Here is an 18,777-nt window from a genome sequence, read left to right on the forward strand (position 1 = left end):
CCCCTATTAATCTCTTAAATTGCGACCAGTCAAATGCAAAAATACACTTTCCAGATTCGGCTCAACAATATCGACGGAGGTAATTCTTGTTCCCGTTTCGGTAACCGCTTGGACTAATTCACTTAAAATCATTTGCGGCTGTTTATGGAATACGGTAAGCTGATTATCCTGGATCTGAAAATCTTTTTCGGAAAATAGCCTCATTAATACTGGGGTGATTCGCTTTATATTCCCTTCAGTATGTTCCAGTGTTAAATTCATTCGCGAACGGTCTTCAATTTTTTGCCTTAGTTCCTTTAACGTTCCTTCAGCAATGACTTCGCCATGGTCAATGATCCCAATCCGTTCACAGAGGTATTCCACTTCCTCCATATAGTGACTTGTATAAATAATCGTCATTCCTTCTTCGTTTAGTCGCTTGACCGTTTCTAAAATATGATTTCTTGATTGCGGATCAATTCCTACTGTGGGTTCGTCCATGATTAACAGCTCGGGATTGTGTAAGATGGCAGCCCCAATATTCACACGCCGCTTCATGCCGCCGGAAAAAGTAGTAATCTTATCCTTGGCTCGGTCCGAAAGCCCAATGATTTCGAGGACTTCATCGACTTTGTTATGTAGGGTCTTACCACCGAGTTCATACAACCTGCCCCAAAACTTCAAATTTTCCCTGGCGGACATGTCCTGATAAAGGGCAATTTCCTGCGGAACAACGCCAATCCACTTTTGCGCCTGCTTCGGTGTTTTGACGACATTAACGTCGCTTAAAAGAATCTCCCCCGATGTTGGCGGAAACAAGCCGGTAATCATATTGATCGTTGTCGATTTCCCGGCACCATTTGGGCCAAGCAATCCAAAGGACTCTCCCTTTTTCACAGTAAACGACACTCCCTTTACCGCCTGAAACTGGCCAAAGCTTTTTCGTAAATCTCGTACCGTCAGTAAATCCATCTTGAACAACACCTCCTGTATCATCGTTCGCCTTTAATCATACAATAAACATATGAAAAAATAACCATTTTTTCGTAAAAAAAGGGCTGCCAGGACTATAGTCCCAACAGCCTATTTCTTCTTTATTTAAGGGTGAAATACAACAAAAAGATAACGAAAAACAGATACATAATTGGATGAATTTCTTTAACACGGCCTTTTACCAGCATGGTAATTGGATAGAAGATAAAGCCAATCGCAATTCCGGTTGCAATACTATAAGATAACGGCATTGCTACCATCGTTAAAAACGACGGGACCGCAATTTCAAACTTCGTCCAGTCAATTTTTCCTAAATTCGCTACCATCAATGCCCCGACAATGATTAACGCAGGTGCCGTTACTGCAGAAGTAATGACCGATAATAAAGGAAAGAAGAATAGTGCTAAAATAAAGCATGCGGCCGTTACTAATGACGCAAATCCTGTTCTCGCACCTGCAGCAACCCCTGCCGAAGACTCAACAAAGGAGGTTGTGGTTGATGTCCCTAAAATTGCCCCAACAAATGATGCAATGGAGTCGGAAATTAAGGCTCTGCCTGCCCTTGGCAGCTTGCCATCCTTCATTAATCCGGCTTGTCCCGCTACCGCCACAAGTGTTCCGGCATTATCGAAAAAGTCAACAAACAAGAATGTTAAGATAATTCCAAGCATCGCTGTCGTGTAGAATGAGCTGTCACTAAAGGATGAAAAGGCGGCCCCAAAGGTTGGTGCAAGACTTGGAACATGATCGACGATTTGATGTGGCACTTTAATTTCGCCAAAAACCATCCCAACGATAGCTGTAATCACCATCCCGTAAAATACGGCACCGTTAATGCCGCGTGTCATCATAATAACTGTAATCAAAATACCGAAAATAGCCAGCAGCGGTTCTGGTGAAGTTAAGTCACCTAATCCGACAAGTGTGGCATCATTGTTGACAATGATCTTGGCACTTTGTAAACCGACAAACGTAATAAATAAACCAATCCCGGCACCGACCGCATATTTTAAATCAAGTGGAATGGCGTTAATAATTTTTTCACGCAAACCTGTTAATGTCAGAATAAAGAAGAAGACCCCGGAAATGAATACCGCACCAAGAGCATGCTGCCATGGAACCCCGCTGCCAAGAACGACGGAAAAAGCAAAAAACGCATTCAGCCCCATCCCCGGCGCCAGTGCCAACGGGTATTTACCGATCAGCCCCATGATGATGGATCCCAGAGCGGATGCTAAGGCAGTTGCGACAAAGACAGCACCTTGATCCATTCTAAGTGCATCTGGAAAATCTTTGACTGAAGCCAGCGATAACGTTAATGGATTGACAACCAGGATATAGGCCATGGCTAAGAATGTGGTGAAGCCGCCAATAATCTCCCGACGATAGTTTGTACCCAGCTTTTCAAACTCAAAATACTTCTGCATTTTCTTTCCCCCTGTTAATCTATCTTTATAAAAACAAAAAACACTCTGGAGATCTCTACCAGAGCATTGACTTAGGGATTTATAATAGAGAGGAAAGAATCACTTACCCCTTCTATTTGCTACCCCGTAGTCAAGCCATTTACGGTGGCTTGGTAGAAACTTTTGGGCCATATTCCCAAATTTATACGACGTAAATCGACAGTATTTTCTTTTCTTCTTTATCTTAACTCGGAATGAATGATTCGTCAACAAAAAATACGAACGATTTTAACTTTAATAATTAAATCGTTCGTATTTTTGATTAATGCTTTACTTATTCCCACTCAATCGTTGCCGGCGGCTTGCTAGTGATGTTGTAGACAACCCGATTGACGTGGGGAACCTCGTTGACAATCCTTGTTGAGATAACCTCAAGTACATCCCATGGGATCCTTGCCCAATCTGAAGTCATGCCGTCTATCGAGGTGACTGCCCGAATGCCGATCGTATAATCATACGTTCGCGTATCACCCATGACGCCAACACTGCGGATATCCGGGAGCACGGTGAAATATTGCCAAATATCGCGGTCAAGACCTGCCTTTTTTATTTCCTCACGCAAAATCCAATCGGATTCGCGGACAATTTCAAGCTTGTCTTCAGTAATCGCACCCAAGACCCGAATCCCCAGACCCGGCCCCGGGAATGGCTGACGCCAAACAATCTCATCTGGAATACCAAGCTGCGTTCCAAGCGCACGGACTTCATCTTTAAACAATGTGTTAAGCGGCTCAATCAGCTGAAACTGCATATCTTCCGGCAGTCCGCCGACATTATGGTGCGACTTAATCGTCTGCGCGGTTGCCGTACCGCTTTCGATAATATCTGTATACAGCGTACCTTGTGCTAAAAAGTCAATTCCTTCAAGCTTCGCTGCCTCATCATCAAATACATAAATAAATTCGTTACCGATAATTTTCCGTTTCTTCTCAGGGTCAGAAACACCCTCGAGTTTAGATAAAAAGCGGGCCTTCGCATCAACCTTAATAACATTCATATGGAAGCCCTCGGCAAACGTCTTCATGACACTCTCCGCCTCGTTTTTCCGCAGTAACCCATGATCAACAAAAATGCATGTCAGCTGATCGCCAATTGCTTTATGAATCAATACAGCAACAACCGATGAGTCGACCCCACCGCTCAGAGCGCAAAGAACTTTTTTATCGCCAACAGTTTCACGAATTTTCGCCATTTCCATTTCAATGAAGTTTTCCATTGACCAATTGCCGCTTGCACCGCAAACATTGAAGACGAAGTTCTTCAAGAGCTCGTTACCATAAACAGAATGCCGGACCTCTGGGTGAAACTGCACGGCATAAAACTTCCTGTCCTCATTACTCATCGCTGCAATCGGACAGGACGGGCTGATCCCCTCAACTGTAAATCCTTCAGGCGGTTCAACAACGAGATCGCCATGGCTCATCCAAACAACCTGTTCTTTTGGCAGACCGGCAAACAGTTGTGACTCTGTTTGAATCTCGATGGTGGCCTTTCCATATTCGCGCTGCTGGGCCTTTTCAACTTTACCGCCCAAGTGAATGGTCATCAATTGCATGCCGTAACAAATTCCGAGAATCGGCAAACCCATGTTAAAAATAGCCTCATCACAGCGAAATGAATTTTCATCGTACACACTGTTCGGTCCGCCTGAGAAGATTATTCCTTTTGGATTCATTTGACGGATTTCCTCCGCTGTGATGGTATGCGGGTGGAGCTCGCTGTACACACCAAACTCGCGGATTCGGCGTGTAATCAACTGATTATATTGACTACCAAAATCTAATACGACAATCATTTCCTGTTTTCCAGACAAAAGTGCCACCTCTTCATTCATAATGATTTTATTTTTACCCAATTTGAAATACTTAACAACAAAAAAGCTAGAATTCCTCTCCGTGCCAAATTAGGAAGGCAGAATTCTAGCTTTCTCGTAAACAATTGCGCGAACTAAATTCCGCCTTCATAGTCAGACCATTTACGGCGGCCCGGTAGAGACTCTCAAACCTTATTATTGAGGATATATGAAGGTAAACATATCGATTAAATTCTTTCATATTTTATCAATAGGGTGAAATTCCGGTCAAGCAATTGTCCTTTTGATTAAATTTTCCCACAATTCACATGTTTCCTGCCACCCGCCTTCCGGTAAATCCTTATGGTACAAATACTGTTCATAATAGCTCGTCAGCCGGGTCATTTCCCTTGTTGAGAAAAATTGGTCAACATAGCGGGCATAATTTCGTAACGTTTGGTTCTTTTGGCGTTTTAGACCGTAGCGCTCCAATTGCCTTAATAAAATTAAGTAAGCCTTGCCGATCGTTTCATCATTTTTCTTAAAGCGATAATGGAGTAATAACAAATAGGGAACCCACTTGCCGCGAATTCGATAGAGTATTCCAATCAGTGCAGCCAGCCCTGTAAGAGAAAGAGCAAACCATTTCCAATTTGCTTTGAAAAAGAACTTCCATTTTAACCACACCAGTTTGAAATCAAAGCCTTTCTCGCCGGCGCTTGTCTGTTTTGAATCCTCCTTCGGCGGAACTTTCGGCTTTTGTACCGGCGCAGGTTCTGCCCGTTGGGTATTTGAAGTTGATGTATTGGATCCATAATCAATCCTTATTTCATTGGTAAACCCTTTCGTCGGTTCAAACGGGATCCAGCCTTGATTCGGCAGAAACACTTCAACCCACGAATGGGCGTTATTGTTGGTCACTTTATAGACCCGCTTCGTCCCGTCTTTCAGATTATATTTCATGAATTCGCCACCGGTGAATCCTTTCACCCAGCGCGTTGGAATTCCAATGGTCCGTAGCATTACAGCCATCGAGGTAGAAAAATTATCACAGTAGCCACGCTTTGTTTCAAATAAAAATTGATCGACATAATCAATATCTTTTCCTGGTAAGGCAACTTTTTTTTGATCATACGTGTAGTCATTTCGGCCAAAATAGTCTTCAACCGCCTGCGCCTTATCAAACCAATTCTTCTTCCCCTTGGTAATTTCCTCGGTTAACTGTTTGATTCTTGGCGGCAAATTCTTTGGCAGCAGGGTATACCTTTGGTAAAATTTCAACCCCATTTCCCCAGAATTAAATCCGGTCGCTTTTCTTAAGTCTTCAATTTTATATTTTGGAACGCTAAAATCAACTGTGTATGCTTCCGTTTCAAAGCTCTTAATTCTTTCCACTGTTGTATCAATTTGAATTAGACCTTCATATGGGCTGACCGGTTTAATATCTCGTAATTTCTGGACTCCCGCTGGATAAACGATAAGAGGATGTTTCGTTTCAGCAGGTAAAATTTTCGCTGTTTCCGGAAGCCGCTCGACTGTTCCGGGAATCGAATAGACCGGGACAAAGTCTCCTTCACGGAATTCAATCGGGGTTGAGCCCGAAGGTATCCAGCCTTTACCTGTATATATGTCCTTTGTTTCAACCTTCCAATAATGTTTCCCTGTTGCCTCAACCAAGAACACCGTGCTGTCATCACCAATAAACGGGCCGCCCAGACGATCATCATTCGTTCCGTACCCAATTCGATGCGGACCTAGGCCGCTAGTGGTACCAGCGCCTTCTTTTACAGCTTTCAAATACGGAACCGGATCCGGCCAAATTGGCGCAGCTTTCGGCGATACGATCCCGACAACAACACTAAAAACAATCATTCCCGCCAGCGGCACCATCCATTTTTTTAAAAAAGCTGGGCTACTGTCAACTTGTTCCCGCTGTAGGATTCGATAAAACGCCAGCATACCCATCACTGTGAAGCCGGCCACCACCGTCCGGATAATCGCAAATTTAGCCTCATAATTCGTAAAGGTATCCAAAACCGTGATGTAAATGAGGGTCATAAAGAAAAAGATAAATATTTGCTGCTGCCGGAGAAGCCAATATTGAATTAAGTACACCATGAGCCAGAGAAGAATAAAAAACAAGAAGCTACGGAACTCATCTGATAGGTCACCCCAGTTTCTTGCAGCTAATAAACCAACATTATTAACGACGTTGGCTATAAAAGAAGACAGCCAGCTAAACTGAAAAAGGCTTCCTTCGTAGTAAAAGTGATGTAAAAAGATAAGAATATAACAACTTTTAATAATAAATTTCCAGATCCATTTCAACTTTAGGTAGGATAAGGCAAGGGAGACAAGCAAAAACAAAATAAAGACTTCAATATTATCAGTATCCGTTAATTGCTCAATCGGTCGAAGCCATTCCCATAAAAGTAAAAAACTAAGGACATATAATAACAATGTTGGAAAATCCCGTTTCCTCATCGTCCGCTCACCTCCGAAAAGGCAGCCGCAAAATTACCTTCATGGACCATGACAATTCGGACTCCGCGGGCATTGGCAACGGAAATAAGTGACCGTTCTTCATCCATTGGTGTCTCCTGCTGATGTTTGATAAGAAAAAGCGTGATTGCACCTTTTCGCCGTCCAAGAAAGCTCGCTTTTTCAATCAGCCCTTTGCTTAATTGTGCCGTAACCAGCATGAACGAGACAGTTTGTTGGACAGAAAAGCTATCTGTTTCCAATACTTTATCGAGTGATAGATTACTTTTTGCCTCAATTTTCGCCAAATGATAGAAGAGCACCTGCAATTGAGATTCCCCGCCTCTTATTGGAAAGGAATTATTGGTTTTGCTGGCGGTTAATAAACCTGCCTGCGCCCCTTTTTTTAACACCGCCCTAATGAGTGACGCAGTAAAGGAGACGACCGTTTCAAAGTGCGGATCGGGTACACAATCCATCACGATGAATACATCATGAGATTGCCGCTGCTCAAATTCCTTGGTCATAAACTCGTTCCGCTTCGCTGTCGCCTTCCAGTTAATCCAAGAAAAACGATCCCCCGGTTGATACTCTCTTACCCCGACGGCAATTGTCGTATCACGCTGAACCCGTTCTCTTGATGCCGTTAATCCTTGGTCAAATTGGTTTTCAAAATGTTGATAAACAAGTTCGCTGTAGGCTGGGTAAACAATAATTTTTTCTTCTAAAGCAAATTGCTTTTCTTTTTCAAACAAACCGAGCGGGTCACCAACTTTTACCGTAAACCAGCGAAAAGAATGTTCCCCGCGAGGTAATTCTTTGATGATATATTCATTGGAAAATTCCCTTTGGAAGCCGGGAAATAACAGGGCCTTTGTACTTTTTGACTGTTGGACCGACACAAGCGTACCCTCTAATTTTTCTTCAATCAGCAGGTAAAATAACGGGAATCGGTCTGGCCGTTTGATGTGGACGGAAACCTTTAAGGTTTCCCCGGCATTGTAATCCGTTTTCGGCAGCACCCTCTTGATCTCAAGTCCTCCTAATGGGTAAAGGGACAAGGCCGTACTGTAAATGGCAAATGGCAAAAAACTATAAAACAAGAACCAGCTGACAAATCCTCCCTGAAACATCGCATAAGAAAAAGTTAGGAGAATCAGCAAAAACAGCAGGATAAACTTCCAAACTTTTTTAAGCAAAGGTAATAACTTCTTCATGTTACTTCACAAGCCTCTGGACTGGGACAGGAACCCGGGCAACGATTTGGTTTATAACTTTCTCTGCCGATGTTCCTTCAAACTTGGCTTCTGATTTTAAAATGATCCGATGCGATAATACAAATGGGGCTAAATACTGAATATCATCAGGGACAATATAATCCCGGTCATACATATAGGCGTATGCTTGCGCCGCTTTCATTAAAGCTATGGAACCCCTCGGGCTTGCTCCAAGGTAGACACTGCCATGACCCCTTGTCCGATTCACGATCTCCACAATATAACGTTTAATAGTATCATCAACGTAAACGTCCTTCATTTCTTGCTGCAGGACCCTTAATTCATCAAGATCGATGACCGGGTGCAGGTCTTCAATCGGCGGGATCTTCTGCGCCCTGTTTAACACCTCGACTTCCTCTTGGAGGTCGGGATAGCCCATCTTCATTTTTAATAAAAAGCGGTCGAGCTGGGCCTCTGGCAATGGATAAGTTCCTTCGTATTCGATTGGGTTTTGCGTCGCCATTACAAAAAACGGTTTGTGCAGTTTATGGGTTACACCATCGATCGTAACACTTGCTTCCTCCATTCCTTCGAGCAGCGCCGACTGAGTTTTGGGCGAAGTACGATTAATTTCATCAGCCAGGATGATATTGCCCATCAATGGACCAGGACGAAACTCAAATTCCATTTTTTTCGGATTATAAATCGAAACACCGGTTACATCGGATGGCAGTAAATCCGGGGTGAATTGAATTCTGCGAAAGTTGGCATTGACTGATTTTGCCAAAGCCCGGACCATCATTGTTTTGCCGACACCAGGTACATCTTCGAGAAGCACATGGCCTTCTGCCAGCAGCGCCACAAGACTAAGCTCTGCAACATCTCTTTTGCCAATCATTACTTTTTCAATATTTGCGAGGATTTTCTCTATCGTGGGATTCATTTTTTCTCGAGTCAAACGCTTTTCCTCCTTGATGGTGGTCAAATTTATGCATACCTTTAAATATTCGATATTTTGCTGTGAATTTCCTGTAAATAGGACGCATATTTTTCAATGATGCAACGAATGGGAGGAGAACTATTTGTCAACAGCGGGGGATTGACAGCAATTGACTTAAAAGAAAGCCGCCAATTGGATTTATTAGCGGTTTTGCCAGACTTATTAGCGGTTCCAGGGTATTTATTAGCGGTTTTGCCCCATTTATTAGCGGTTTGTATTTGAAAAGGCCCGGCCATTTATTGGTCAGGTCTTTTCTTTTCATACAAAAATCCTTTTTGTTTACTTTTAATGTGAGGATCTACTTTTTCAAGGAGGTTGCATTTTCCGCACCTGTATCGATCTCTTTTAATAAATAACGACTTTTATATTGCCCCGGGGTCATTCCGGAATATTTTTTAAACAAGGAAGTATAATAGCTTTGATTGCAGTAACCAAGCATTTGCGCAACTTCACTAAGCTGTAAATTGGTATGGAGGAGGAAGTACTTGGAGTCTTCAATTTTCTTACGGTTAATGAATTCCGAAATGGTCATTCCTACCGCTTCCTTGAAAATCTTGGACAGATACGACGGATGGACGCCAACAAATTCAGCTATATTTTCGAGCAGTAAATCATTGCTGATAATTTTACGGTGAATATAGGTGATTGCCTTGTTAACTAGCGGATTATACTCCAACTTCTCAGTTGCTCTTAAGGTATCAATAAAACAGGTCACCATCTCATACTCAAATTCAATTAAGTCTGGTACCGTATCCAATTTTTCAATTTGACGGATCATCACATCACTTAAATTGAATGCATCTTCCGGTAATACACCGCCATGAATGATCGCACGAGTAAATAAGGTGCAGGAACAAATCAGCGAGTTTTTCAAAGAACGAATTGGTTCTGCAGCAAGTTTGGCCCGTTCCAGACTGTTTATTTGATCCAATACTTCTTTCGCACCCTGTTGGTCACAGCGGGTAATGCAATCCATCAATTGCCGCTCCAATGTATAAGAGGGATGATAATAAAAATTAAAAAGGTTTTCATTTCGACTCTCAAAAAATCTCCTGATATTGTCGTTTTTAATCTGCATTATATTTTCACCTTAAAAAGTTGTTAAAAATACCATATTTTTAATATCATTGTAATTTTGAACCAGGTAAAATTCAAGTATCAACCATAAAAGGGGGCAAACAAAGAAATGCATAGCAAAAAAATGTTTACCAAATTGTTAGCGTTTTCTTTTGCGGCAAGTATTGCACTTACTGGTTGCAGCGGCGACAAAAACAAAGATAATACAAAGCCAGCTGACAACAACTCTGCCAAACCAACTGTCATAAAATTTGCAGCCCAGGCAGACAGCACTCCAGCGACAAAAGAATTAATTGCCGCATTTAACAAAAAGCAAGATAAATACAAAGTTGAATGGACAGAAATGACCAACGACTCCGCCCAAATGCACGATCAGTTATTAACTTCTTTATCAAGCGGTTCTTCCGACTATGACGTGATCTCAATGGACGTTGTCTGGGCCGGTGAATTTGCCGGTGCCGGCTATTTACAGCCAATTGATGTTCAAATGAATAAAGACGGCCTGAAAAAGACCGATTTTAACGCCGGGTCGATGGCTTCCGGAAGCTTTGAAGGTAAACAATATACACTGCCATTCTTCCCAGACTTAGGAATTCTTTACTACCGTAAAGATATTGTAAGTAAAGAAGATGCTGCTAAACTGGACAGCGGCAGCTATACGTATAATGACCTTTATACAATGGCTCAAAAATATGCTGGCAAAAATAAGGCAAAATACGGTTTTGTTTATCAATCGAAGCAGTATGAAGGGTTAACGGTAAACGCTACTGAATTTACCAATTCATATAAAGATGTAAAAGGCGGACTTGAAGCGATGTATAAATTCACTCAAGCATCGTTCGAGCCGAAGGACCTGCTTAACTATATGGAAGGCGAAACCGCTACTGCTTTTGAACAAGGAAATGCTGTATTTGCGCGTAACTGGCCATATGCATTCGGCCGGATCCAAGGTAAAGAAGACGGTGTTACGGTAACAACAGATCAGGTTGGCGTTGCCCCACTACCAAATGGTGACGCTGTAGGCGGATGGCTTCTCGGTATGAATAAAAATTCGAAGCATCTTGACGGTGCATGGGAATTCATTAAATTTGCCGCTGGCGAAGAAGGACAAAAAATTATGTCCACGAAAGGTGCATACCTACCTGGCTACAATGCATTGCTAGACAATGCCGAAGTTAAAAAGGCAAACGCCTTATTAAGCTACCCTGGCTTCCAAAAAGCGTTAACCAATACGATTTCAAGACCGGTTTCAGCAGAATACTCTAAGACCTCTGATGCAATCCAAGTGGCAGCACATAAATACTTAAGCTCTGGCAAAGGTCTTGATGAAGCCGTTACAGCTATTGAAAATGCAGTTAAAGCAAAGTAATTAGTCCATTTTAAACTATACGAATAGTGGAGGCTGACTTTATTGAAAGCCTCCTTTTTCTTTCAATCAATTCAACAAAAATGAGGTGAAAACATGCGAAAAATGGGGGTTAAGGAATGGTTGTTAATCGTTCCAACATTATTGCTTATTGCCATTTTTTCTTTATGGCCAGTCGTGCAATCTTTCACCTATACCTTTTTTGATTATCGTCTAAACAATCAGCAAAAGGCGGGATTGTATCTCAGTGAACGGTTTAATGCCAGCCTTTTTAATGAAACGCAGATGTATCTCACGATGTTCCTTGATGAAGATCTGCCAAACATCAAGGCAGCAGGGGATCAAGACCGGGTTGCCAGCCTCAACAAAGACCTTTCCTCTGTTGCGCAAAAATATAAAAACGAAAAAGGCGTTATCAAAATCAACAAACAGGAAAAAACAAGTATCGAGCAATTGCACAAGAATGCAAAGGAATTAGTGACATCCCTTAATCAAAAATACAAACTGATCCATAAGGACGATTTACCCCATGTAGTCAATGATTTACAAAAATGTGTCATTCCTTCGAACTTCATTGGCTTACAGGGATACAAACAGGCTTTGAGCGACACCCGAGTCGGTATTGCTCTCGGCAATACATTGGTGTTTACGATTATTTCCGTTTTTCTTGAACTAGTATTAGGCTTGGGTCTTGCACTGGTGTTAAATAAAGCCATGTTTGGCCAGGGGATGATTCGAACGACCTCACTTATTCCTTGGGCAATTCCAACAGCGGTTGCCGCCTTAATGTGGAGTTATCTGTTCAATGGCAGCAGTGGCATCATCGCCCACTTATTTGAGATGGTTGGTCTGGTTGATAAGTCCCAAGATTTGCTGCTTAGCGGGTCGGGTGCAATGGCCTCAACCATTTTAGCAGATGTCTGGAAAACCACACCTTATATGGCATTGCTTTTGCTTGCCGGGCTGCAAAATATTTCAAAAGATTTATATGAAGCGGCATCTATCGATGGAGCGACAAAAATTCAATCCTTCTTTAAAGTGACATTGCCGCTGTTAAAACCATCGATTTTAGTCGCCCTATTATTCCGGACTTTAGATGCCTTCCGGGTATTTGATTTGATCTATGTATTAACCGGTGGCGGACCTGGAGGCGAAACCGAAACGATGTCGATCTATGCCTATAAGGTCATGTTTGGCCAGACAAACTTTGGCTACGGCTCCATTATTGTCATGCTCATGTTTGTTTGTGTCGCAATTATTGCCATCATCTTTGTCAAATTCCTAGGCGCAAACTTAATGGAAAGAAGTTAAGGAGGGGGGCTTGAAGATGCAGTCATCAAAACGAAAGCTTTGGATTACCTTTGGAATCGTTGTGGTTGTTTATTTGATTGCAATGGTATTCCCATTTTTCTGGGTATTTGTTACTTCCTTTAAAACATCCGGTGAAATATTTGGAACAGGAGCCTTCCGCGTCATTCCTAAAGAACCAACGCTCCAAAACTATATTACCGTTCTGTTTGAAAAAAATATCTTAAATTCGATTAAAAACAGTTTAATTGTAGCAACAACTACCACTATTTACATTATTGTCGTAGCAACATTTTCAGCCTATGCCATCTCACGGTTCCATTTTAAAGGGAAAAATATCCTGCTTGGCTTAATTTTGGCTGTTTCGATGTTTCCGCAAATGGTCGTGATTGGACCTGTTTACAACTTATTTGAAAATCTTAAATGGCTCAACTCCTATGCCGTTGTTCTGCCCTACTCCACGATTACACTGCCGATGGCAGTTTGGATTTTGGTTACCCATTTTAATCAAATTCCCGGGGCGCTTGAAGAGTCGGCAAAAATGGACGGAGCAACGACTTTTCAAACACTTTATAAGATTATTTTCCCGTTGGCAGCACCTGGTGTGTTTACAACCGCTATTATTACATTCATCTCTGCCTGGAATGAATTCCTTTTAACCATTACCTTGAATCCGAATGCGGAATATCACACCGTGCCTGTCGGAATATCCTTCCTGAGAACACAGTTTGAAATTCTTTGGGGTCAGGTATCAGCGGCAACGGTCATTGTGACCATTCCTACATTGATTATTGTCCTGATCTTCCAGCGGCAAATTGTATCCGGGCTTACAAGCGGCGGGGTAAAAGAGTGATTTTACGTTAACAGATAGAGGTGTACAGCATGTCATGGAAAATTAGTTCTTCACATACAGACTACCCGCAAATCCTGGTGGATGAGAGTATCTTTTTTACCGGGAATGGTTATCTTGGAGTGCGCGGAAATTTTGAAGAAGGTTTGCCTTCCGGTCAAAAGTCGATCCGGGGCACATACATTAATGCCTTTCACGATTCCGTGCCCATTCCTTATGGGGAAAGACACGTTGGTTTTCCCGATACACAACAAAAGCTATTAAATATTATCGATGCACAAACAATTGAACTTTTCTTTGGGGCGGAACGTTTTAGTATTGCTGAGGGAGAAATCCTCTCCTTTGAACGTCATCTTCACCTTGATAAAGGATTTTCCGAAAGAATTATCGAGTGGCGCTCTCCTTCCGGGAAACAGATAAAGCTAAACTTCAAACGACTTGTGTCATTTATTGATCAAGAGGTCTTTATCCAAAGAGTTGAGATTGATTCATTTGATTATTCCGGGCCGATTCGGATTGTTTCGACCGTTAATGGCGATGTGGCCAACTTCGTTGATACAAGTGACCCGCGTGTCGCCTCAGGACATGCCAAGTTATTACACGTCACCCATGCGGAACAATCCGATTCCATTTCCTTTGTCGAATGCGAAACAACCAATACAAAGTTAAAAACGGCTTGTGCTGCTGTGTATTCTCTTGAAGTACCTTATACAAGAAAGGATTACCCTGCGGCCACTGCAATCCAATCAGAATTTTCCTTTGATTTCACCGGCAAGGCTTCTTTTGAGAAAAAAAGCGTTTTTGTCGATACACTAAGACATGGGGAAAATTTACAGACTTCAGCTTTTGAACGGCAAAATAAACTTGCTGGAAAAAACTTTCAATCCTTTTTGCAGGAGCAAACCGCTTATTTAGAGGATTTTTGGAAGCTATCTGACGTTGTCATTTTAGGTGATGAAGCAATCCAGGAAGGTATCCGTTTCAACTTATTTTCGTTGCTTCAATCTACAGGAAGAGACCGATTTTCCAATATTTCTGCCAAAGGTTTATCCGGTGAGGGTTACGAGGGTCATTACTTTTGGGATACGGAAATCTATATGTTCCCTGTCTTTTTAATGACCCAACCGGAAATTGCCAAGCGGCTCTTGTTATATCGCTATTCGATCCTGGATGATGCTCGGAATCACGCTAAAGAAATGGGGCACCGGAAAGGCGCGTTATATCCATGGCGGACGATATCCGGCTCAGAGTGTTCTTCCTATTACCCGTCCGGTTCGGCGCAGTACCATATCAGTGCGGATATTGCCTACAGCTTTATCCAATATTATCTGGTTACTGAGGACTTGAAGTTTTTCAAGGATTACGGTGCTGAGGTACTGTTTGAAACGGCAAGATTATGGCTGGAAACGGGCCATTTTGACGGGGATTTGTTTAAAATTGATGCTGTCACCGGACCCGATGAATATACGTGTATTGTCAACAATAACTATTACACCAATGTGATGGCGAAACACAATTTGAAATGGGCCGTCATGTTTTATCAGTTGCTGCAAAAATTAGCTCCTGAGCGGCTGACCCGCCTCTGCGAAAAAATTGGTTTGACTTCTGAAGAGGTGGCATCCTGGCAAAAAGCAGCGGAGCAGATGTATTTGCCCTATGATCCGGTGAGGAAACTGAATCCCCAGGATGATACATTTTTGCAGAAGGCTGTGTGGGATCTAGCTACCACGCCAAAGGAAGAATTTCCACTATTGTTACATTATCATCCGTTGACGATTTACCGCTATCAGGTTTGTAAACAAGCAGACACGGTATTGGCACACTTTTTACTGGAAGACGAACAATCGCTCGAAACGATTCGCAATTCCTATCATTATTATGAAAAAGTCACAACCCATGATTCCTCATTATCCACCTGCATATTCAGCATCATGGCCTCAAAGCTAGGTTATAAAGATAAGGCATATCAATACTTTATTGAAACGGCCAGACTGGATTTGGATAATACCCATGGAAACACGAAGGACGGTCTGCATATGGCGAATATGGGCGGAACATGGCTGTCAATCGTATTCGGATTTGCCGGCTTGCGCATCAAGGAGGAAGGGATTTCCTTTGCCCCTCTTCTGCCGGGCAAGTGGGAAGGTTATCGCTTTTTGCTTCATTACCGAGGGCGCAGGCTTCAGTTGGAAAAAATGACGGAGCAAACTGTCATTAAACTGTTGGAAGGCGATCGTTTATCGATCAAGGTATACGATCAGCCGTACCAACTCGAAAAGGAAACTCCGATCATAATTTGACAAATCGGCTGTCAGGCAAAGGCTAGTGCTCAATATTCGGCCTATCTGACAGCCTCTCATTTTAGGTTAATAAATTTTCTTGGGAGGGATGATTATGGGACAACCACTGAAGGCAATTATTTTTGATTTGGATGGTGTCATTACAGATACGGCTGAATATCACTTTCTTGCCTGGAAGGCGCTGGGCGAGGAATTGGGGATCCCTTTTACAAGGGAATTCAACGAGGAGTTGAAAGGAATTTCCCGAATGGAATCACTGGAAAAAATCCTGGCATTTGGCGGGAAGCAAAATAAGTTTACCAACCAGGAAAAGGAGACACTGGCAGCGCGGAAAAACAGTCATTACCGCCGTTTAATTGAAGAAATTACCCCTAATGATATTCTCCCGGGAATCCGTGAATTTATTACCGCTATTAAGCAAAACGGCATTAAAATCGGCCTGGCCTCGGTCAGTAAAAATGCCTTTACCGTCATAAACCGGTTAGGATTGGTCAGTGAATTTGATACAATTGTTGATGCCGCCACCATTCAAAACGGAAAACCGGACCCGGAAATATTTCTACGAGCGGCTGAACAATTAGGGATCAATCCGGGTACCTGCATTGGAATTGAAGATGCAGAAGCTGGCGTTGCCGCCATCAAGGCTGCCGGAATGTTTGCTGTTGGTATTGGGGATGAAAATCGTTTGGCACAGGCAGACTTAATTTATCACTCAACAACGGAACTCCGCTTTGACGAAATTCTAAATGCTTTTGTGGCAAAATCAAACCAGTAAAACGCAGACAGCACAATCTCTGCGTTTCTTTATAAGCTGCACCATTATAATGATCTGTAAATCTTTCGGCAAAATTCGAATGGTAACAGAAACTGAAATAGGAAAGCGAACAGTGGTAGTCACTGTCCGCTTCTGCTTATTTTAAGTTTCCTGGTACAGACTTGTGAATTCTGCCTGAATCTAATTTGCTGACAGGAGATGTTGCCGGACGTAGAACCTTCATTCATTTCACCTCCCTTCAAAAAAACTATCATTATTTTAAACTATTTTTCCAAATAAGCTTTAAAGTCTTTTTTATACTTCTTTTTTCATAAGGACAAGGCCTTTCACCAGTCATCATCCGATAATACGGACAGTGATTACCCTGACAGGCCGGCCGGTAGAAACAGGACTGACAGACGGAATCGGTTTCTTCACCTGATGTTACCCACAGGGCGATTTTATCATAATCCAGATGAAGACTGCCGTCCTTGTTTATTTTCCCGACATGATTTCTTTCTTCTTCAAGCGAAACCGTACATTTGTAAAGCTGCCCATTGGAGGCAACTACTAAAGAGTGGGGCTTGGCGGCATAGCATACCGACCCGCTTGGCATTAAGGAATCAGCGACCATGGGGCTTAGTCCGATACCGTTGGCTACCGCCTCATCAGAGAATTCCCAGATTTTTTGATTGGCAATAATCCGGCTGCAGACAGGAAGAGCATCATTATTTTCGCCGCCCCATCTGCCAACAGGCCTGAAGAGGATGCCAAAACGGTTATCATCGGCAAATTGATTTTTTAAGAACTTTATCAGTTTGGGTATTTCTTCGAGATTACTATCATCGAAGTTTACCCGAATCGTCATTTCGAATTGGTCCTCTACCTCTTTAATGGCTAGAAGATTTTCAATAATGGTATCAAAGGTCTTACCGCCACCAGCAAAATGTCTACGGCTGTCATGAACCTCGCCGATGCCATCGATGGTAATCATAAATTGCCGAATTTCGCAAAGGAGCAATTTTTGGAAAACCTCCTTGGTTAATAAATAGCCGTTCGTCACAAGGTCGGCTCCATAGTGAATATTGTTTTCCCGGGCGCTTGCCAGGAAGGAATGGGAGAGCTCCTCAATGACATCCAACGCCAGCAGAGGCTCACCGCCAAACCAGCTGATATTTAATTGTGAGAGGTTGGTTGCTTTTGCATCAACCAGCGCCTTAAGCCCAGCAATCGTATCGCGGTTCATTTTCCCGCGGGCAAAGGATTCGTAGCAGTATGTACAGCGAAAGTTGCAGGCCTCTGTTGGCATGAGGACAAGGTGCATCACATCAGTGCGGTGTAGTGATTGATGGAGAAATTGCGCCCTCCTGTTCTCATCAACCTGATTCGATACTAAAAAGCCATTTTCATATAGGTCTTTTTGAACATCTGTTGCTAATTCATTGGTTCCTGCTCTTTTGAGTGTTGCCAAGACGTGGTCCTTTTCTTCCTCCGAAAACTGGACAATGGCTCCATTATAACTATTGAAAAGAATTATCCCATTATCGTCTGTTTTTGACATGGCATTAAATCTTGATGGAATATAGCTAATTTTATTCTCCATAGGATATCGCCTTTCTTTTGATTGATAGCTGCTCGAAGGTGCATTTTGTAATCTTCATTTTTCGCACAAAAATAATCATATTTCTCCAGGATTAAAAATTCAATACATTATCACAGAAAAAAATTACGGTTTAAATAATTTCAGTTTAGCGATAAACTTTTGAAAAAGGAGGAAGATTTTGATGACTAAAAAAATTGAATACAAATTAAACACAATGATTACAGCGGAAGAACTTTCTCGGCTATTTAAGGCTTCAGGTATTAAAAGACCCGTTGACGATTTGCCAAGGCTTGCAAAAATGATTACAAATGCCGATTTAACTTTTACCGCCTGGGACGGCGAAAAGCTTGTCGGGGTTGCCAGAGCGATTACTGATTTCAGCTATTGCTGTTATTTATCCGACTTGGCGGTAGACCGTGACTACCAAAAACGTGGAATTGGCAAAAAATTAGTGAATTTGCTACAGGAACAGATTGGTGAGGAAGTGATGTTACTTCTACTATCTTCGCCGATTGCCATGGAGTACTACCCGCGAATCGGCTTCGATCAAGTAGATAATGGGTTTATTATTAAGAGAAAGCGATAAATAAG

The 18,777-nt window shown here is 42.4% G+C and carries 15 protein-coding genes and 2 riboswitches; of the genes, 7 read left to right on the plus strand and 8 right to left on the minus strand.

Annotated elements, in window-relative coordinates; translation table 11 throughout:
• Window positions 1-6: 6 nt before the first annotated feature.
• From RCG24_RS14270 to RCG24_RS14295, 6 genes are all read right to left on the minus strand, one after another.
• The gene (locus tag RCG24_RS14270) at window positions 7-951 is read right to left on the minus strand and encodes an ABC transporter ATP-binding protein (protein ID WP_202655525.1); all 945 of its coding nucleotides are present in this window, start codon (window positions 949-951) and stop codon (window positions 7-9) included.
• A gap of 122 nt (window positions 952-1,073) precedes the next feature.
• Entirely contained in the window at window positions 1,074-2,399 is a 1,326-nt protein-coding gene (locus RCG24_RS14275; RefSeq protein WP_308077327.1) for an NCS2 family permease, read from the minus strand.
• A 107-nt stretch (window positions 2,400-2,506) separates the two neighbouring features.
• Window positions 2,507-2,608: riboswitch (purine riboswitch) on the minus strand.
• A 104-nt stretch (window positions 2,609-2,712) separates the two neighbouring features.
• A complete protein-coding gene (guaA, locus tag RCG24_RS14280) occupies window positions 2,713-4,272 on the minus strand; it encodes a glutamine-hydrolyzing GMP synthase (RefSeq protein ID WP_308079191.1) in 1,560 nt (519 codons plus the stop codon).
• 109 nt (window positions 4,273-4,381) lie between these two features.
• Window positions 4,382-4,483, minus strand: a riboswitch (purine riboswitch).
• 35 nt (window positions 4,484-4,518) lie between these two features.
• Window positions 4,519-6,714 (minus strand): transglutaminase TgpA family protein, encoded by a 2,196-nt coding sequence (locus RCG24_RS14285; protein WP_308077328.1) that lies wholly within the window; start codon window positions 6,712-6,714, stop codon window positions 4,519-4,521.
• Window positions 6,711-7,928, minus strand: a complete 1,218-nt coding sequence (locus RCG24_RS14290; protein ID WP_202655528.1) for a DUF58 domain-containing protein — start codon at window positions 7,926-7,928, stop codon at window positions 6,711-6,713. Before RCG24_RS14290 ends, RCG24_RS14285 begins: the two co-directional genes overlap by 4 nt.
• Before the next feature lies 1 nt (window position 7,929).
• Window positions 7,930-8,871 (minus strand): AAA family ATPase, encoded by a 942-nt coding sequence (locus tag RCG24_RS14295; protein ID WP_374049161.1) that lies wholly within the window; start codon window positions 8,869-8,871, stop codon window positions 7,930-7,932.
• 111 nt (window positions 8,872-8,982) lie between these two features.
• Between RCG24_RS14295 and RCG24_RS14300 the strand changes: the two genes are divergently transcribed.
• The gene (locus RCG24_RS14300) at window positions 8,983-9,150 is read left to right on the plus strand and encodes a hypothetical protein (protein ID WP_202655530.1); all 168 of its coding nucleotides are present in this window, start codon (window positions 8,983-8,985) and stop codon (window positions 9,148-9,150) included.
• Window positions 9,151-9,226: 76 nt separating this feature from the next.
• Here RCG24_RS14300 and RCG24_RS14305 read toward each other — a convergent pair whose 3' ends face one another.
• Window positions 9,227-10,006, minus strand: coding sequence for a helix-turn-helix transcriptional regulator (locus RCG24_RS14305; protein ID WP_202655531.1), 780 nt, complete (start codon window positions 10,004-10,006; stop codon window positions 9,227-9,229).
• Window positions 10,007-10,114: 108 nt separating this feature from the next.
• Between RCG24_RS14305 and RCG24_RS14310 the strand changes: the two genes are divergently transcribed.
• The 5 genes from RCG24_RS14310 to pgmB all read left to right on the plus strand — a co-directional run bounded on the left by RCG24_RS14310 (window position 10,115) and on the right by pgmB (window position 16,604).
• The gene (locus RCG24_RS14310; protein WP_202654788.1) at window positions 10,115-11,374 is read left to right on the plus strand and encodes an extracellular solute-binding protein; all 1,260 of its coding nucleotides are present in this window, start codon (window positions 10,115-10,117) and stop codon (window positions 11,372-11,374) included.
• 93 nt (window positions 11,375-11,467) lie between these two features.
• Window positions 11,468-12,682, plus strand: coding sequence for a carbohydrate ABC transporter permease (locus RCG24_RS14315; protein WP_202654787.1), 1,215 nt, complete (start codon window positions 11,468-11,470; stop codon window positions 12,680-12,682).
• A gap of 16 nt (window positions 12,683-12,698) precedes the next feature.
• Window positions 12,699-13,532, plus strand: a complete 834-nt coding sequence (locus RCG24_RS14320; RefSeq protein WP_202654786.1) for a carbohydrate ABC transporter permease — start codon at window positions 12,699-12,701, stop codon at window positions 13,530-13,532.
• A 29-nt stretch (window positions 13,533-13,561) separates the two neighbouring features.
• Window positions 13,562-15,829, plus strand: coding sequence for a glycoside hydrolase family 65 protein (locus RCG24_RS14325; RefSeq protein WP_308077329.1), 2,268 nt, complete (start codon window positions 13,562-13,564; stop codon window positions 15,827-15,829).
• A gap of 94 nt (window positions 15,830-15,923) precedes the next feature.
• Window positions 15,924-16,604 (plus strand): beta-phosphoglucomutase, encoded by a 681-nt coding sequence (gene pgmB, locus RCG24_RS14330; RefSeq protein ID WP_202654784.1) that lies wholly within the window; start codon window positions 15,924-15,926, stop codon window positions 16,602-16,604.
• Between the two features lie 253 nt (window positions 16,605-16,857).
• Here the strand turns inward: pgmB and RCG24_RS14335 are convergent, their stop codons facing one another.
• Window positions 16,858-18,186: a radical SAM/SPASM domain-containing protein gene (locus tag RCG24_RS14335; RefSeq protein ID WP_202654783.1), complete on the minus strand. Its 1,329-nt coding sequence runs from the start codon at window positions 18,184-18,186 to the stop codon at window positions 16,858-16,860.
• A 181-nt stretch (window positions 18,187-18,367) separates the two neighbouring features.
• Here RCG24_RS14335 and RCG24_RS14340 point away from each other — a divergent pair, with 181 nt between their 5' ends.
• Window positions 18,368-18,772, plus strand: coding sequence for a GNAT family N-acetyltransferase (locus RCG24_RS14340; RefSeq protein ID WP_202654781.1), 405 nt, complete (start codon window positions 18,368-18,370; stop codon window positions 18,770-18,772).
• The last annotated feature ends 5 nt before the right edge of the window (window positions 18,773-18,777 follow it).

Origin of the sequence: Neobacillus sp. OS1-32 (assembly GCF_030915425.1) — a bacterium.
In the GTDB taxonomy this organism is placed as follows: domain Bacteria; phylum Bacillota; class Bacilli; order Bacillales; family Cytobacillaceae; genus Neobacillus; species Neobacillus paridis.

Bases quoted from the DNA above. Each gene is read 5' to 3' on its own strand.
- RCG24_RS14270 (WP_202655525.1), bottom strand. From the start codon at position 951: ATGGATTTACTGACGGTACGAGATTTACGAAAAAGCTTTGGCCAGTTT.
- RCG24_RS14275 (WP_308077327.1), bottom strand. From the start codon at position 2,399: ATGCAGAAGTATTTTGAGTTTGAAAAGCTGGGTACAAACTATCGTCGG.
- guaA (WP_308079191.1), bottom strand. From the start codon at position 4,272: ATGAATGAAGAGGTGGCACTTTTGTCTGGAAAACAGGAAATGATTGTC.
- RCG24_RS14285 (WP_308077328.1), bottom strand. From the start codon at position 6,714: ATGAGGAAACGGGATTTTCCAACATTGTTATTATATGTCCTTAGTTTT.
- RCG24_RS14290 (WP_202655528.1), bottom strand. From the start codon at position 7,928: ATGAAGAAGTTATTACCTTTGCTTAAAAAAGTTTGGAAGTTTATCCTG.
- RCG24_RS14295 (WP_374049161.1), bottom strand. From the start codon at position 8,871: ATGAATCCCACGATAGAGAAAATCCTCGCAAATATTGAAAAAGTAATG.
- RCG24_RS14300 (WP_202655530.1), top strand. From the start codon at position 8,983: ATGATGCAACGAATGGGAGGAGAACTATTTGTCAACAGCGGGGGATTG.
- RCG24_RS14305 (WP_202655531.1), bottom strand. From the start codon at position 10,006: ATGCAGATTAAAAACGACAATATCAGGAGATTTTTTGAGAGTCGAAAT.
- RCG24_RS14310 (WP_202654788.1), top strand. From the start codon at position 10,115: ATGCATAGCAAAAAAATGTTTACCAAATTGTTAGCGTTTTCTTTTGCG.
- RCG24_RS14315 (WP_202654787.1), top strand. From the start codon at position 11,468: ATGCGAAAAATGGGGGTTAAGGAATGGTTGTTAATCGTTCCAACATTA.
- RCG24_RS14320 (WP_202654786.1), top strand. From the start codon at position 12,699: ATGCAGTCATCAAAACGAAAGCTTTGGATTACCTTTGGAATCGTTGTG.
- RCG24_RS14325 (WP_308077329.1), top strand. From the start codon at position 13,562: ATGTCATGGAAAATTAGTTCTTCACATACAGACTACCCGCAAATCCTG.
- pgmB (WP_202654784.1), top strand. From the start codon at position 15,924: ATGGGACAACCACTGAAGGCAATTATTTTTGATTTGGATGGTGTCATT.
- RCG24_RS14335 (WP_202654783.1), bottom strand. From the start codon at position 18,186: ATGGAGAATAAAATTAGCTATATTCCATCAAGATTTAATGCCATGTCA.
- RCG24_RS14340 (WP_202654781.1), top strand. From the start codon at position 18,368: ATGACTAAAAAAATTGAATACAAATTAAACACAATGATTACAGCGGAA.